11 protein-coding genes are annotated in these 16,071 nt (G+C 29.7%); 8 read left to right on the plus strand and 3 right to left on the minus strand.

Going from position 1 to position 16,071, the window contains the following annotated elements; genetic code table 11:
• The coding region (locus ACFQZW_RS04685) for a reprolysin-like metallopeptidase (RefSeq protein WP_386781576.1) at window positions 1-3,322 on the minus strand (3,322 nt) is incomplete at its 3' end.
• Window positions 3,323-3,481: 159 nt separating this feature from the next.
• Between ACFQZW_RS04685 and ACFQZW_RS04690 the strand changes: the two genes are divergently transcribed.
• Window positions 3,482-4,414, plus strand: a complete 933-nt coding sequence (locus ACFQZW_RS04690; RefSeq protein WP_298287778.1) for a bifunctional riboflavin kinase/FAD synthetase — start codon at window positions 3,482-3,484, stop codon at window positions 4,412-4,414.
• Between the two features lie 133 nt (window positions 4,415-4,547).
• A complete protein-coding gene (gene serS, locus ACFQZW_RS04695; RefSeq protein WP_298262957.1) occupies window positions 4,548-5,822 on the plus strand; it encodes a serine--tRNA ligase in 1,275 nt (424 codons plus the stop codon).
• Here the strand turns inward: serS and ACFQZW_RS04700 are convergent.
• Entirely contained in the window at window positions 5,815-5,958 is a 144-nt protein-coding gene (locus ACFQZW_RS04700) for a hypothetical protein (RefSeq protein WP_298262956.1), read from the minus strand. The two genes, serS and ACFQZW_RS04700, sit on opposite strands and share 8 nt — an antisense overlap.
• A gap of 137 nt (window positions 5,959-6,095) precedes the next feature.
• Here ACFQZW_RS04700 and ACFQZW_RS04705 point away from each other — a divergent pair, with 137 nt between their 5' ends.
• The 5 genes from ACFQZW_RS04705 (at window position 6,096) to recJ (ending at window position 12,116) form a co-directional block, all read left to right on the plus strand.
• Window positions 6,096-7,871: a tetratricopeptide repeat protein gene (locus tag ACFQZW_RS04705; RefSeq protein WP_386781577.1), complete on the plus strand. Its 1,776-nt coding sequence runs from the start codon at window positions 6,096-6,098 to the stop codon at window positions 7,869-7,871.
• A gap of 21 nt (window positions 7,872-7,892) precedes the next feature.
• Window positions 7,893-8,225, plus strand: coding sequence for a DUF4286 family protein (locus ACFQZW_RS04710; RefSeq protein ID WP_298262954.1), 333 nt, complete (start codon window positions 7,893-7,895; stop codon window positions 8,223-8,225).
• A gap of 3 nt (window positions 8,226-8,228) precedes the next feature.
• Entirely contained in the window at window positions 8,229-9,005 is a 777-nt protein-coding gene (rsmA, locus tag ACFQZW_RS04715) for a 16S rRNA (adenine(1518)-N(6)/adenine(1519)-N(6))-dimethyltransferase RsmA (protein ID WP_298262953.1), read from the plus strand.
• Window positions 8,995-10,347 (plus strand): magnesium transporter, encoded by a 1,353-nt coding sequence (gene mgtE / locus ACFQZW_RS04720; RefSeq protein WP_298262952.1) that lies wholly within the window; start codon window positions 8,995-8,997, stop codon window positions 10,345-10,347. The genes rsmA and mgtE overlap by 11 nt, the downstream gene beginning before the upstream one ends.
• Before the next feature lie 65 nt (window positions 10,348-10,412).
• Window positions 10,413-12,116: a single-stranded-DNA-specific exonuclease RecJ gene (gene recJ / locus ACFQZW_RS04725; protein WP_386782036.1), complete on the plus strand. Its 1,704-nt coding sequence runs from the start codon at window positions 10,413-10,415 to the stop codon at window positions 12,114-12,116.
• Here the strand turns inward: recJ and ACFQZW_RS04730 are convergent.
• Window positions 12,113-13,150 carry an endonuclease/exonuclease/phosphatase family protein gene (locus ACFQZW_RS04730; RefSeq protein WP_298287773.1) on the minus strand — a complete coding sequence of 346 codons (1,038 nt, stop codon included), beginning with the start codon at window positions 13,148-13,150 and terminating at the stop codon, window positions 12,113-12,115. The genes recJ and ACFQZW_RS04730 overlap by 4 nt on opposite strands.
• Before the next feature lie 165 nt (window positions 13,151-13,315).
• Between ACFQZW_RS04730 and ACFQZW_RS04735 the strand changes: the two genes are divergently transcribed.
• Window positions 13,316-16,060, plus strand: a complete 2,745-nt coding sequence (locus ACFQZW_RS04735; RefSeq protein ID WP_386781578.1) for a TonB-dependent receptor domain-containing protein — start codon at window positions 13,316-13,318, stop codon at window positions 16,058-16,060.
• Window positions 16,061-16,071 lie beyond the last annotated feature (11 nt).

Raw genomic sequence — 16,071 nt, forward strand, 5'->3', positions numbered from 1 at the left:
CTACTGAAATACAAAATTCATAGGTATCAGGAGCCAATCCTTCAATAAAAGCATTGGTAGTATTGGTAAAGTTATAAATTGTTCCATCTACTGTTACAGAATAATTATAGGCTTCTTGTACAGCAATTTCAATGCTGCCATTTTCTTTACCAGCGCAAGTTTCTCCTATAACTTCTATCGTAAAATTGGCTGGGGGTAATGCAAAACACCCTGCTTCATCAACATAAGTTCCTATAGGTGTATTTGGACATTGATCAATCTCATTACTCACACCATCATTATCATCGTCATTTATAAGAATTGGAACGCCACAAATTTCAAGACTCCAATTTTCAATTTGACCAATATCTGCATCTCCAGCATCAACGACTTTTAACAACCATTGCCCTTTAGATTCTTCATTATAAAAATCTGATAAATTACCTTGTGGAATAAATTCACCTGTGTAAGGCGGTGTTTCTAAACTTATTTCAGAAACTGCTTCATCATCAAAAGTAGTGTTAACATATCCACTTCCATCATTTCCTATATTTGAAGATAACAACACTGATTTTCCTGATGGACTAATTAATGTTAATGTTAAATCTCCAACATAAGAATGTGTAATCGTTAAGTTTACATTCACATCTCTTATCACTTTGTTTTCAACAATTGCAATACTTGAATTAACACCTAAAGCTGAGTTATCTGGAATGCTTTTAGGCACATCAGTTGATGTACGTGTGTTACATACTTCATTCTCTGTTGTGAAGCTATTAACTTCAGAAAAAACACTTTCACCGCAATCATTTTGAGCCTTAACTCTCCAAAAATAAGTAGAGTTTGTTTGTAAATTTTGAGGGAAAAAATTGGTTTCACTCACTATTGAAGACTCTAAAATTGTTGAAAATGTATTGTCTGTTGCAATTTCAACAATATAAGAAGCAGCATTTATATTTTCATTCCAACTTAAAGTATATGGTTTTAACACACTTTGGTTATTGTTGGTTGGAAATAATAAAGTTGGCTCAGCTAAATTTGAAGAAAAAACATTTAAAGCTACGCTTGTAGTTTTGTTTACAGATGTTGATGTTCCTTTTACAGAAATTGTATGAACTCCTAAATGAGTTTCATCAATATTTGATACAATCATTTCTACACTGGTATTATTCTCAGTAGCAGAAGAAGGATTAAACTCTACTACAGTTCCCACTGGATTTCCTGTTGCCGAAAATGTTGTTGTTTCATTAAAACCTAAATAAGTATTGTATGTAAAATTATAAGTAACACTTGTTGGTACACAGGTACTTTTTTCAAAATTTTCAAAATTCATGATAAATTCTGAAGATTGTATACTTAAATTTGCTTTATTGATTGCATAAAAAACATTTCCTACACTTTCAACCTTGACCCTTACCTTATTTGAAGATATGTTAGGAACTATTATTTCATGTAGCCCATTGTTTGATACATTGGAAGCAAGAATTGTTGGATAAGTCATTCCACCATCAACAGATAGTAAAATATTTACATTTGAACAATTTATTGGAGCTAAATTTGTATTTGCTACATCCCAAGTAATTGTTTGAGAAGTCCCTGCATCCCAAGTTGAGCTTTCTATTTGAGATGTTACTTTAAATGGTCCTGAACCTTCAACCACAGTTAAAACCGTTTCATCACTGACTGTTTGCCCTCCATTAATTGAATTATCTCTAACATTGACACCAAAACGCATGGTTCTTCCTACTGAAGGCAATACTTCCCAAAAATTAGCTAAATCGCCTGAATTCACCGTTAGCTGATTTGGAAAATACCTCATTGATTCTGAAGTAGGTGGGGTAGATCTAAAAACTGGACCATTTGTAAAAGTTGAAACTAAAGGATATCCATTAATTTCCGTATCTAATTGTTCCCAAGTATATGTTAAGTTATCTCCATCAGAATCAGAAGCTTGAACATCTAATACAAAAGGTGTAGAAACTGGAATTGCATAATTAGATAAGGGTTCTATTATTGGTGACGAATTATTTGTTGCTGTTAGTTCAGCACAAGCACTATTTCCAACACTTATATTTGCCCACATTTCTCTAATACTCACTAAATGAAAATAATCATCACTGTTTTGTTGTACATTTTGAGGCGAACAAATACCCGCATAAGCCATTATTGTTGACCCACTACCTGGTTCAACAGCAGTACCATCATTCCTGTTTGGTGGTGCACAATTACCAGCATCTCCATTGAAGGTATGGTGAGCTCCAAATTGGTGCCCCATTTCATGAGCAACATAATCTATATCATAAGCATCACCTATCGGATTGTTTGAACCAGTAATTCCTCTTGCCTTGTTTGTTGTACAAGGTGAATTCACCTGTGCTAAACCACCTCCTCCGGTACTAAATGTATGCCCAATATCATAATTTTGAAAACCTATATTTGCATCAATAATAGATTGACTTTCATTTATTAATAAATCCCCATCATCATTTGTAAAACCATCTGTTACCGCATCTAAAAAAATTATAGATGAATTATTATCAACAAGTTTCATAGTTAAAGCTACATCTCTTTCAAAAATAGCATTAACTCGAGTCATTGTAACAACAATAGCTGATAATACAACTGCTTTTTTTTCTTCATCAGTTGCTCCAGTACTTACATTTTGATTTGTTAAATGAAATTGGGAATACTCACCAGTAGTGGCTACAGCCAATCTAAATGTTCTTAAATTACCATCATTAGCGTTTTCAGGAACTAGATTTATATTTGAAACTTCCGCTTTAGGATTAATTTCATCAAATTTACATTGAAAAGGTTCTATGGAAGGTAAATTCTTTTTAGAATAAACAATATAAGAATCATCCTCTTTTGTATATGGATCTATAAAATTCGCATTGCCATTTTTTTCTAAAATCATTCCATGAAACCCTAATGAAGTTAGACTTAGCCTTATGATTGAACCTGGATTGTCAATTCCTTTTCCGATATACGACTTTATGCTTGGGTGCTTTTTTTGAAGATTTTCATCCATAATTGAAGCTTCAAACACCTCATATCTTTCTAATTCTCCGTCTGAATTTGGAAAATCTATAATTGTATTTGATTTTTTCAACACTCCTTTACGTTTTGGAGTACTCCTCAATTTAGTTTTGAGCATTTCAGAATTTAACTCAAAAACTTCAAACTTTTTAGGCAAAGTTTTTCTTTTCACCTTAGCTGCTCCATTTCTTTCAAGTTTAACTGTCTTTTTCCATAGCTTTTTACCGTTTTGTGCTGAAACTTGAATAACTAATGAAAACAAAAAAACAAGTAGAAAGTAAAATTTATTCCTAAATTGTTTCATATATAAGGCTTATTAATTTTAAAATTACCTAAAAAACACAAATATAAATTATAATATTATGAATGCAATTTTAATGACAATATAAAATTATTATCTGTATAAAATTTAATTAAATAAAGTATTTTTACACCCTTATTAAAGTAATATCGTTTTTCAATTTTGAAAATTTATACCAATTTACATAACTATACATCAAAAAATAAAACTTTTGTTACCATTGGAACTTTTGATGGAGTCCATATTGGTCACAAAAAGGTTATAAAGGACTTGATTAATAGTGCTAAAAAAAATGGAGCAACCTCAGTGCTACTAACATTTTTTCCACATCCTAGAATGGTGCTTCAAAAAGAAACAAACATTAAATTAATTAACACTATTGAAGAACGAATACAACTTTTAGAAAAATTAGGTTTAGATATTTTAGTTATTCACGAATTTAATGAAAAATTTGCAAAACAATCTGCCTTAGACTTTGTTAAAAATGTATTGGTAAACAAGTTAAACATAGGTAAATTGGTTATTGGTTACGACCATCATTTTGGAAATAATAGAGAAGGTAATTTTAAGCAATTAGTTGAGTACGGAAAAATTTATAATTTTGATGTAAAAGCAATTCCGAGACAAGATATTAGTAATATCGCCATCAGTTCAACAAAAATTAGAAAAGCAATAGAGCGGGGTCAAATAATTGAAGCCAATCAAAATTTAGGCTATCCTTTTATGATTTCTGGAAACATTGTAAAAGGAAAAAATTTAGGAGAAAAAATAGGGTTTCCTACAGCTAATTTACATGTCAATGAAATGTATAAACTACTTCCAAAAACTGGGGCTTATATTGTTACGTCTGAAATTAAAAACAAACAGATTTTTGGTATGATGAACATAGGTTTTAGACCAACTGTTCGTGGAAAAAACCAAACCATTGAAATCCATTTTTTTGATTTTAATCAAAACCTATATAATGAAACCATTCAAGTAGATGTATTAAAGTTTTTACGAGAAGAACAAAAATTTGAATCTATTGAAGACCTAAAAAATCAACTAAAAAAGGATAAGGAAAACTCCATTAAGTTTATACAAAATCATTTATAAATTCAACATATTAATAGCTCTTTGAGTAAATTCAAAAATAAATGAGCTTATTTCTTTAAAATGAAGCAAAAGTATTTCACTTCCTTTCGTAGCAATTTCTTAAATTTGCGTTTCAATTTAAAGAGCAATAACTATGTTACAAGTAGCGTACATTAGAGAAAATAAGGAAACTGTTTTAAAAGGTTTAGCAAAAAGAAATTTAAAAAATGCTGATGAATTAGTTGAAAAAACTATTACAGCAGATGAAGAAAGAAGATCCATTCAAACACAATTGGATAGTATTTTAGCTGAATCGAATAAAATATCGAAAGATATTGGACAGTTATTTAAATCTGGTGAACGCCAAAAAGCTGAGATTTTAAAACAAAAAACAGTTCAGTTAAAAGAACAGTCAAAAATTCTTACTGAAAATCTTCAAAATAAAGCAAACGAACTACAGGAGTTGCTATATCTAATACCTAACATACCTAATGAAATTGTTCCTGCTGGCTCTTCAGAAGAAGATAATTTAACCGTTTTTGAAGAAGGCAAAGTTCCTGTTTTATACCAAGGTGCTTTACCACATTGGGAGCTAGCCAAAAAATATGATATTATTGATTTTGAATTAGGAAATAAAATTACAGGTGCCGGATTTCCAGTTTACAAAGGAAAAGGTGCAAAATTACAACGTGCATTAATCAATTATTTTTTAGACAAAAATTCAGAAGCAGGCTACAATGAGGTTCAAGTTCCTCATTTGGTAAATGAGGCTTCTGGAATTGGAACAGGACAACTGCCCGATAAAGAAGGGCAAATGTACCACGACGCACAAGATAATTTATATTTAATTCCAACAGCTGAAGTACCAGTAACTAATATATTTAGAGATGTTATTTTAAAAGAAGATGAGTTTCCTATTTTAAAAACTGCTTATACGCCTTGTTTTAGACGTGAAGCTGGTTCATACGGAGCGCATGTTAGAGGTTTAAATAGATTGCATCAATTTGATAAAGTTGAAATTGTTAGAGTTGAACATCCTACAAAATCATATGAAGCTTTAGATAGTATGGTAAACCACGTTAAAGAAATTTTACGTGAATTGAATTTACCTTATAGAATTTTACGTTTGTGTGGTGGTGATATTGGATTTACCTCTGCACTGACTTATGATTTTGAAGTATTTTCAACAGCACAAGATCGTTGGTTAGAAATTAGTTCCGTTTCAAACTTTGAAACCTTTCAAGCAAATAGACTAAAACTTAGATTTAAAAACAGTGATGGTAAAACAGAGTTAGCACATACACTTAACGGAAGCTCTTTAGCCTTACCTCGAGTAATGGCTGGTTTATTAGAAAACTGCCAAACACCAGAAGGTATAAAAATTCCTGAGGTTTTAGTAAAGTACTGTGGGTTTGAAATAATTAATTAGCAATAACTGCTTTCATTAATTTTTTGTAATGATTCATTTCAATTAAAGCATCAACATAAGCATTTAATTGTCCTTTTCTCATATACTTATTAGCATTCTTTTTTGCTATTTCGTAGTGTTGTAATAAATCATTCATGATATAAAGTTTAATGGTTATTTTTCTTTAAAGACAATTTTCGTGCCAAAATGTTACACCAAGTAGGTCAAAATAACTGGTATTTATAAAAACTTTAACACTTGTTTGGTTATCTTTGAAAGCATATAATACTGTAAATGCGTAAACTAATTTTCATATTATTAATAGGTTTTTCTTTGCAAATAAATGCACAAGAACAACAATTAGCATATCAATATTTTAGAAATGGTAATTACGAAAAAGCAGTTGTTATGTACAAGGATTTATATAAAAAGCATCCTTACAATAGTACTTATTTTAATTTTTTAATAGATTGTCATCAACAGTTAGAAAATTTCGAAGAAGTTGAAACGCTTATTAAATTTCAATTAAAAAACTTTCCAAACCAAGATTATTTATGGATAAAATTAGGTTATAATTTTCAGTTGCAACATTTACAAGAAAAAGCTACCATTTATTACGAAAAAGCATTAAGTTCAATTGAAAAAGAGCCCAAATTAGGCTATATGATTGGAAAAACTTTTCAAGACAATCATTTGCTAGATTATGCTTTATTAGCGTATAAAAAAACAATGGAAATAAATCCAAGTACCAATTATAATTTTCAAATAGCTACAATTTATGGCGAAAAAGCTGAAATTGAAAATATGTTTAGCACCTATTTAAATTTAATTGAAACCAATAATAATTATTTATCAAGTGTTAAAAATTATATAGGCAAATTTATTACAGATGACTCTGAAAACAAACACAATATTACCTTAAAAAAACTATTGATAAAGCGCTTGCAAAACAATCCTCAAAACAGTTGGAATAATTTGCTAAGCTGGTTATTTATTCAACAAAAAGAATACAATAAAGCATTAATTCAAGAAAAAGCATTACATAAAAGAAATTTGGTAGATTTAAATCCAATTATTGAATTAGGAAAAATTGCTTTTAATTATCAAGATTTTGAAGCTTCAAAAAATGCATTTCATTATGTTTTAGAAAATTCAGATAAATTGAGAAATGAGCTAATTTCTAAATTGTATTTATTAGAAATTAATATGAAAACAAACGTTTCAACAAATCAAATTGAAACACAATTTCAAGAACTTTTTTCTGATTATGGGAAAAATAGCAATACCATTAACATACAAGCTACTTATGCAGAATTTTTAGCATTTAGAAAAAAAGAAACTAAAAAAGCCATAACCGTTTTAAAAGATGCTCTCAAATTACCTATTAATCAATTTCAAAAAGGAACTTTAAAAACAAAATTAGCTGATATCTTAGTTTATGACAATAAATTTAGCACAGCATTAATTTATTATACTCAAGTTCAAAACGATTTAAAAAACCATACTATTGGACAAACAGCACGTTTTAAAATTGCACAAACTTCCTATTTTAAAGGAGATTTTGAATGGGCACAAACACAATTAAAAGTCTTAAAAAAATCAACCTCACAATTAATTGCAAATGACGCTTTAGATTTAAATTTATTAATTGCTGATAATGCCGTAAAAGACAGTTTAAAAATAGCACTTAAAAAATATGCTATTGCAGACTTGCTTTCTTTTCAAAATAAAAACAAGCAGGCAATAGACACCCTTAATTTGGTGTTAAAAAACTTTAAAGGGCATCCTATTGAAGATGAAGCTTTGTTTAAACAAGCACAACTATTTGAAAAAACTAATAATTTAAAAAAAGCTGAACATAATTATTTGCAAATAATATTATTAAACAATAAAGATATTTTGGCTGATGATGCTCATTATTTTTTAGCAGAATTATATTTAAATAAATTAAACAACATCGAAAAAGCAAAAGAATATTATCAAAAAATTATATTTGAATATCCTTCAAGTATTTACTTAGTAAATGCAAGAAAAAAATATCGTAAATTAAGAGGAGACTCTATTAATTAAGAACAAAATCATTCATAAAAAATGTACATCTATAACGTAACCACAAATGTAGCTGAATCCATTCATGACGAATGGCTACATTGGATGAAAGAAAAACACCTCCCTGCCATGCTTGCCACTGGTAAATTTATTAGTGCTAAAATGAGTCAGGTTTTAATTACCGAAGAAATGGGAGGAATCACTTATTCGGTTCAATATACAACAGATAGCTTAGAAACTTTAGAACAATATTATAAAAACGAAGCACCTAAATTAAGAAATGAAGCTATGCAACTTTTTAAAGATCAAATAGTAGCTTTTAGAACCGAATTAAAAGTGATTACAGAACAATTTAGTATGAGTTCAAAAAATTAAAGTATGAGTGTAAAAGCAAAAAAACACCTAGGTCAACACTTTTTAAAAGATGAACTAATTGCACAACAAATAGCAAACAGTTTAACAGAAAATGGTTATCAAAAAATTTTAGAAATTGGACCTGGAATGGGTGTTTTAACTAAATATTTGCTTAAAAAACCACTTACCACTTATGTTGTAGAAATTGACACAGAATCTGTTGAATATTTACAAACTCACTACTTAAATTTAACTGATAGAATTATCTCCAAAGACTTTCTAAAAATTAATTTAGAAGATTTTTTTGGGGATGAACAGCTAGCAATTATTGGAAATTTTCCATATAATATTTCAACTCAAATCGTTTTTAAAACGCTTGAAAACAGACATCAAATACCTGAATTTTCAGGAATGTTTCAAAAAGAAGTAGCACAACGTATTGCAGAAAAAGAAGGGAGTAAAACCTACGGAATACTATCGGTTTTAACACAAGCTTTTTATGATGTTGAATATTTATTCACAGTACCCCCGACCGTTTTTAATCCTCCTCCAAAAGTTGATTCAGGAGTTATCAGATTCATTAGAAAAAAAGACTTTACCTTGCCTGTTGATGAAAAACTTTTCTTTAAAGTGGTAAAAACTGCTTTTCAACAAAGAAGAAAAACACTTCGCAATAGTTTAAAAACATTGAATTTATCGGATAGTTTAAGAGAAGATAGTATCTTTGCTAAACGCCCAGAACAATTATCGGTAAACGAGTTCATTAATCTTACTTCTAAAATAGAAAAAGATGCCATTTGAAATTACACAACAATATATAGAAGATATTCAACAATTAATTGCTAACAATAACAACGATGGACTTCATACCTTGTTAGAAGAAGTCCATTATGCCGATGTTGCAGAAATAATTGAAGAATTATATATTGAAGAAGCAATATATTTAATTAAATTATTAGATAGTGATATTACCTCCGATGTAATTACAGAATTAGATGAAGACACTCGTGAAAAGGTTTTAAAAGGACTATCATCCAAAGAAATTGCTGAAGAAATTGATGAATTAGACACCGACGATGCAGCCGATATTATTGCCGAACTTCCAGAAGATCAAAAGGAAGAAGTAATTTCACATATCGAAGATTTAGAACATGCCAAAGAAATTGTTGAACTTCTAAAATACGATGAAAATACTGCCGGTGGGTTAATGGCAAAAGAACTAGTGAAAGTTAATGAAAACTGGAATGTATTAACTTGTGTAAAAGAAATGAGAGCACAAGCTGAAGAAGTTACTAGAGTTCATTCAATTTATGTAGTTGATGAACATGACAAACTAAAAGGAAGACTGTCTTTAAAAGATTTACTCACCACTTCAACTAAAACTGCCATAAAAGATGTTTTTATTAAAAAAGTAGATTCTGTAAATGTAAATGACAAAGGCGAAGAGGTTGCCAGAATTATGCAGAAATATGATTTGGAAGCCATTCCAGTTGTTGATGAAATTGGTCGTTTAGTTGGTAGAATTACCATCGATGATATTGTTGATGTAATAAAAGAAGAAGCTGAAAAAGATTACCAAATGGCTGCAGGTATCTCTCAAGATGTTGAAGCCGATGATACTATTTGGGAATTAACAAAAGCACGTTTACCTTGGCTAGTTTTAGCATTATTTGGAGGCTTTATTAGTGTGTCTGTCTTAGGGGGGTTTGACGACGCAATGGGTAATTTCCCAGAATTATTTTTCTTTACCCCTTTAATTGCTGCTATGGCTGGAAATGTTGGTGTACAATCTTCTGCAATCATTGTTCAAGGTTTGGCCAATGACAGTTTAAGAGGTTCATTATGGAAAAGACTTTTAAAAGAAGTTTTACTTAGCTTATTTAATGGTTTTGTGTTAGCAATTCTTTTAATGTCGGCTGGAATGTATTTTTTAGGATTTGATTTTAAAGTTGGTTTAACCGTTGCTATTTCGTTAATTTCAGTGATTATCATCGCTTCTTTAATTGGCACCTTTGTTCCTATTATTTTAGATAAAAGAAATATTGACCCCGCTTTGGCAACAGGACCTTTTATTACAACTAGTAATGATATTTTTGGAATTTTAATTTACTTTTTAATTGCAAAAATGATTTTAGGATTTTAAAAATCCAATTCTATTAAATTTATTCGTTATTTCTAATTTACTTACTTTTGAGTAAAAACTATGCTATGCGTTGGAAATTAAAACCAGAAACAAATCCTGAAATTACCTCAAAATTAGCCAAAGAATTAGGTATTGAATATACACTTGCTAAATTATTAGTTCAACGTGATATTGAAACATTTGACGATGCTAAAAATTTTTTTAGACCTAATTTAATCAACCTACACAATCCATATTTAATGAAAGATATGGATAAAGCAGTGTACCGAATTGAACAAGCCATAAATAACAATGAAAACATTTTAGTTTATGGAGATTATGATGTTGATGGAACTACTGCCGTTTCATTAATGGCATCCTACTTAAAAAAAATTCACCCTAATATTGCAACCTACATTCCAGACAGATATGATGAAGGATATGGTGTTTCTTATAAAGGAATTGATTTTGCTGAGGATAATAATTTCTCACTAATTATCGCTTTAGATTGTGGCATAAAAGCCATTGATAAAGTAGCTTACGCTAATAAAAAAGGCATTGATTTTATCATTTGCGACCACCACAGACCAGGAGACAAAATTCCAGAGGCCGTTGCTATTTTAAATCCCAAACAAATAGATTGTGAATATCCTTATAAAGAACTTTGTGGTTGTGGAGTAGGTTTTAAACTCGTACAAGCATTAGCAACCAATAGAAATGAAACCATTAATGATTTAGTTGAATACTTAGATTTAGTCGCTACAGCTATTGCCGCTGATATAGTTCCAATAACTGGTGAAAATAGAATTTTAGCTTATTTTGGGTTGCAAGTTATTAATGAAAATCCTAGAATTGGAATCAAAGCAATGATTCATCAAATAAAAAAGGATAGATTGACAATAACTGATGTTGTTTTTATACTTGCCCCTAGAATTAATGCTGCTGGACGAATTAAACACGGTAATTATGCTGTTGAATTATTAACTGAAGTAGATTTTGATACTGCTATAAAACTTGCTTCAGAAATTGAAAACAATAATAATGATCGTAAAGATTTAGACAAAAATATTACTGCAGAAGCTTTGCAACAAATTTTAGAAAATAAGGAACATGAAAATTATTCAACTGTAGTGTATCAAAAAAGCTGGCACAAAGGTGTTATTGGTATTGTTGCTTCTCGGTTAATTGAAACCTATTATAAACCAACCTTAGTTTTTACCAAAAGTGGAAATAAATTAGCCGCTTCTGCACGTTCAATAAAAGGATTTGACATTTATGAAGCATTGGTAAAATGTTCAGAGCTTATTGAGCAATTTGGAGGCCATAAATATGCTGCAGGATTAACTTTAAAAGAAGAAAATTATCAAAATTTTAAAAATAAATTTGAAGAGGTTGTAAAAAACAGTTTGCCAGAAGAATTAAGAACTCCCGAAATTAAGATTGATGCAGAAATAAACCTATCTGAAATAACTCCAAAATTTTACAGAATAATAAATCAATTAGCGCCTTTTGGACCTCAAAACATGAAACCCGTTTTTATGTCTTCAGGCTTAAGAGACAATGGTTATGGCAAAAAAGTTGGAATTGATGAAAACCATTTGAAATTAAGTATTTTTGAAGGTACCAACCAAACCACCTATAATGCTATTGGCTTTAATATGGGCAAAAAACACGCTTTAATACAACAAGGAAATTCTTTTAAAGCCACATATTGTATTGAAGAAAACCACTGGAATGGTTATACTTCGCTTCAATTATTATTGAAAGACTTAAAAAAAGAAGAAAATTAATCTTCTTTTATCAAATACATATACACAGGGTAGTGATCGCTATAACCTCCTGTAAAAGAACTATAACTCCAACTTCTGTATGGATAACCTTTGTATTTCCCTTTTTGAGTAGTTAAATATTGAGGTCTAAAAACTGCCGTTTTATACATTTTATAACTAGAATAATCTTTTTTAGTTGTTAAAAGTGGAGACGTAAACATAATTTGATCAAATAAATTTATTTGATCTCTATAAACTAGTGTGTTTTGACCTCTTCTAAACATGTCTTCCATCGGGTTGTATATATCTCCTTGCTTTACCTCTTTTTTCTTTGACTTAGTTTTAAGTACTTTTTTTAGGCTCGCATTGTTTGGATCATCATTCAAATCGCCCATAATAATAACTTTAGGATTTGGATCGGTAAGTTTAATTTTTTCAATTATTTGAGTGTTTAAATACGCAGCTTTTTCTCTTTTAATGCTACTTTTTTCTTCACCACCTCTTCTTGAAGGCCAATGATTTACAATAATATGAATCAATTCATCATCTAAATAACCCGATACTAATAATTGATCTCTAGTGTAAATTCTAACACTATTTTCATCCCACAAACGCAATTCAAACACCTCATGATGAGTAGGTCTAAAAAAATTAGATTGGTACAATAAGGCTACATCAATCCCTCTCAAATCTGGAGAATCATAATGAATAATCCCGTAATTTTTATCCTTTAATGGCTCTGTATTTATTAAATCTTCTAAAACTTTACGGTTTTCAATTTCTGCTACTCCCAAAATTACAGGACTATTTTTGGCTTCTTTAACGCCTAGTTCAGCAATAACATTTGCCATATTATTTAATTTCTTCCTATAAATCTCACTTCTATTCTCTTTAATTTCCATAATTGGACTTGCTTCATCATTTTTATTTGGATCATTAATGGTATCAAACAAGTTTTCAAGATTATAAAAAGCAACTGTTTTAATTTGATATTTTTTTTGACTAAAAACTGTAGTAGAAATTAGTAATAGAAGTAAAAGTAAAGTTCTCAACATATCATTTTTTTATAAAATCAAATCTACAAACAAATACTTAATTACTACTATTCAGTTTGAAAATTCTACTAACCGTTTTCAGCTATTTTATAGATTATGAGAAACTTAACTTTAAAAATAATTTTAAATTATCAATATTTTTTATAGATTTAGAAAAAATTGAAAATGAAAAAGCTATATATTTTAGGTTTTTTGTGTCTTCTTGGTATCTCTAATATTCGTTCGCAAAACACCTCTTCTTTAAAAGGAATTGTTCTTGATTATTTTTCAAAGAAACCTTTGAGTAATGTATCTATTTCCATTGAAAAAACTTTGTTCTCTACAACAACTAACGGTGATGGTGAATTTAAAATTGAAAATATTCTTCTAGGAAATTATCAACTAAATATTTCACTCAATCAATTCGACTCTCAATTAATTCCTATCAAAATATCCAATAATTATGAATTAAACCTTGGAACTATTTTTTTACAAAAATCATTCACTCAAATTCAAGAAACAAACGCAATTACTTTAACAAATGATGATTTATTAGATGATGGAGAGCGAAGTTCTGAATATACTGCAGGGTTATTTCAATCTTCCAAAGATGCTTTTTTAAAAGCTGCAGCATTTAATTTTAGTCAAGCTTGGTTTAAAGTAAGAGGTTACGACAGTAGCTATGGAATAATTTCAATAAATGGAATTGAAATGAATAAACTATTTGATGGAAGACCACAATGGAGCAATTGGGGAGGATTAAACGATGCTTTTAGAAATCAAGAATTTTCAAACGGTATTGCGGCTTCTAATTATTCATTTGGTAATATTTTAGGCTCTACAAATTTTAATACTAGAGCATCTGATTATCAACCTGTTTCAAAAATATCATTCTCATCTACCAATAAAAGCTATATTGGACGTGTTATGGCTACTTATGCCTCAGGGCTAACAAAAAATAATTGGGCTTTTGTAGCTGCTGGTTCAAGAAGGTATGCGCAAGAAGGTTATTTTGAAGGAACTACTTACAATGCTTGGTCTGCATTTTTGGCTGTAGAAAAAAAGTTGGATAACAACCATAGTTTAAACTTTACTGCTTTTGCGTCTCCTAACAGAAGAGGTAAATCATCACCAAACACACAAGAAGTTTACAATTTAAAAGGTCTTACATATAATTCTTATTGGGGAAAACAAGAGGGTGATAATAGAAATTCAAGAGTTAAAGAAATTGTAGAACCTGTAAGCATGTTAAGTCATTTTTATCAAAAAAATAATACAGAGTTAGCAACAACAATTGCCTATCAATTTGGTCATATTGGAAACAGTAGGCTTGCTTATTTCAATGCTCCAAACCCAGACCCAGCATATTGGAAATATTTGCCAAGTAGTTCTTTAAGATTTGAAGATTATGAAAATGCATATTTAACTGAACAAGAATTTATTACTAATGGACAACTAAACTGGAATGATTTATATGAGATAAACTTAAACAATGAAAGTTCATTATATTATTTATACGAAGATAGAGTTGATGATTCTCAGCTCACTTTTAATACTACAATAAGTACCAATATTAAAGAAAATATAATCTTTAATGCTGGCGTTTCCTTTCAAAACTTGACATCGAACAACTATGCAAAGATGCTTGATTTACTAGGTGGCAATGTCTTTGTTGATTTAGATCAATACGCTGAAGGTAATGCGCAACAAAATGATTTAAACAATCCTAATAGACTAATTAAAGAAGGAGATAAATTTCAATATAATTATACCATCAAAGCAAAAGTTACCAATACTTTTGTTCAATTTCAATCTACACAAAACAAACTGGATTATTTTGTTGGATTCAACTTTAAAAACACCAATTATCTACGTAATGGACATTACAAAAATGGAACTTATGCTAACTCTTCATTTGGGAAAAGCGAAAAACAATCATTTTCAAATTTTAGTGCAAAAGGAAGGTTTACTTATAAGTTTACTGGTAGGCATTTAGCTACTTTGAATGCTGCATATATTACTAAAGCTCCTAGTATTAGAAACACCTTTTCAAATTCAAGAGTAAACAATAACATTTCCCCTAATTTAACAAGTGAAAAAATTACCACTGGAGATGTAAATTATATTTTTAGAGGCATCAAATTACAATCAAGAGTTACCGCCTTCTATACTAAATTTAACGATGCTATTGAAACTTCGTTCTTTTTTGCTGAGGGTTTACTTGGAGATCAAGCTGACTTTGTAAATGAAATTATTACGGGAGTAGATAAACAAAATTTAGGAATTGAGTTTAGTGCTGAATATCAAGTTTTACCAACTCTTAAAATTATAGCCGCAGGCTCGGTAGGTCAGTTTATATATAACAATAACCCCCAATTATATCTAGAATCTGAAAGCTTTACTAATGAAAATAGCAATTTTGGAAAATCGTTTTTAAAAAATTATCGAATTTCAGGAACTCCTCAAACAGCTTACTCTTTAGGTTTTGAATATAGAGATCCAAAATATTGGTGGCTTCAAATAAACTCAAATTTATTAAGCAATAATTATTTAGATATCTCTCCATTATTAAGAACCGATAATTTTTATTTAGATGCTGATGGAATTCCTTTTTTAGATCCAGAAACAGGATTAGAAGTTACACAACAACAAGTAAATTCATTACTAAAACAAGAAAAGTTTGAAGATGCTTTTTTAGTAAACATCGTTGGAGGAAAATCTTGGAGAATTAATAATTACTACTTTGGTTTTTTTGCTAGCATTAACAACGTTTTAGGTGACATATTTAAATCGGGTGGTTTTGAACAATCTAGAAATGCAAATTACCTTGAACTTAAACAAGACAAACAACTAAACAAACCCATTTTTGGACCAAAGTATTGGTATGGAAACCAAACAAGCTACTACTTAAACCTATATATAAGATTTTAAAACTCGTTGCC

The organism is Lutibacter aestuarii, from assembly GCF_042676885.1.
GTDB classification, from domain to species: domain Bacteria; phylum Bacteroidota; class Bacteroidia; order Flavobacteriales; family Flavobacteriaceae; genus Lutibacter; species Lutibacter aestuarii.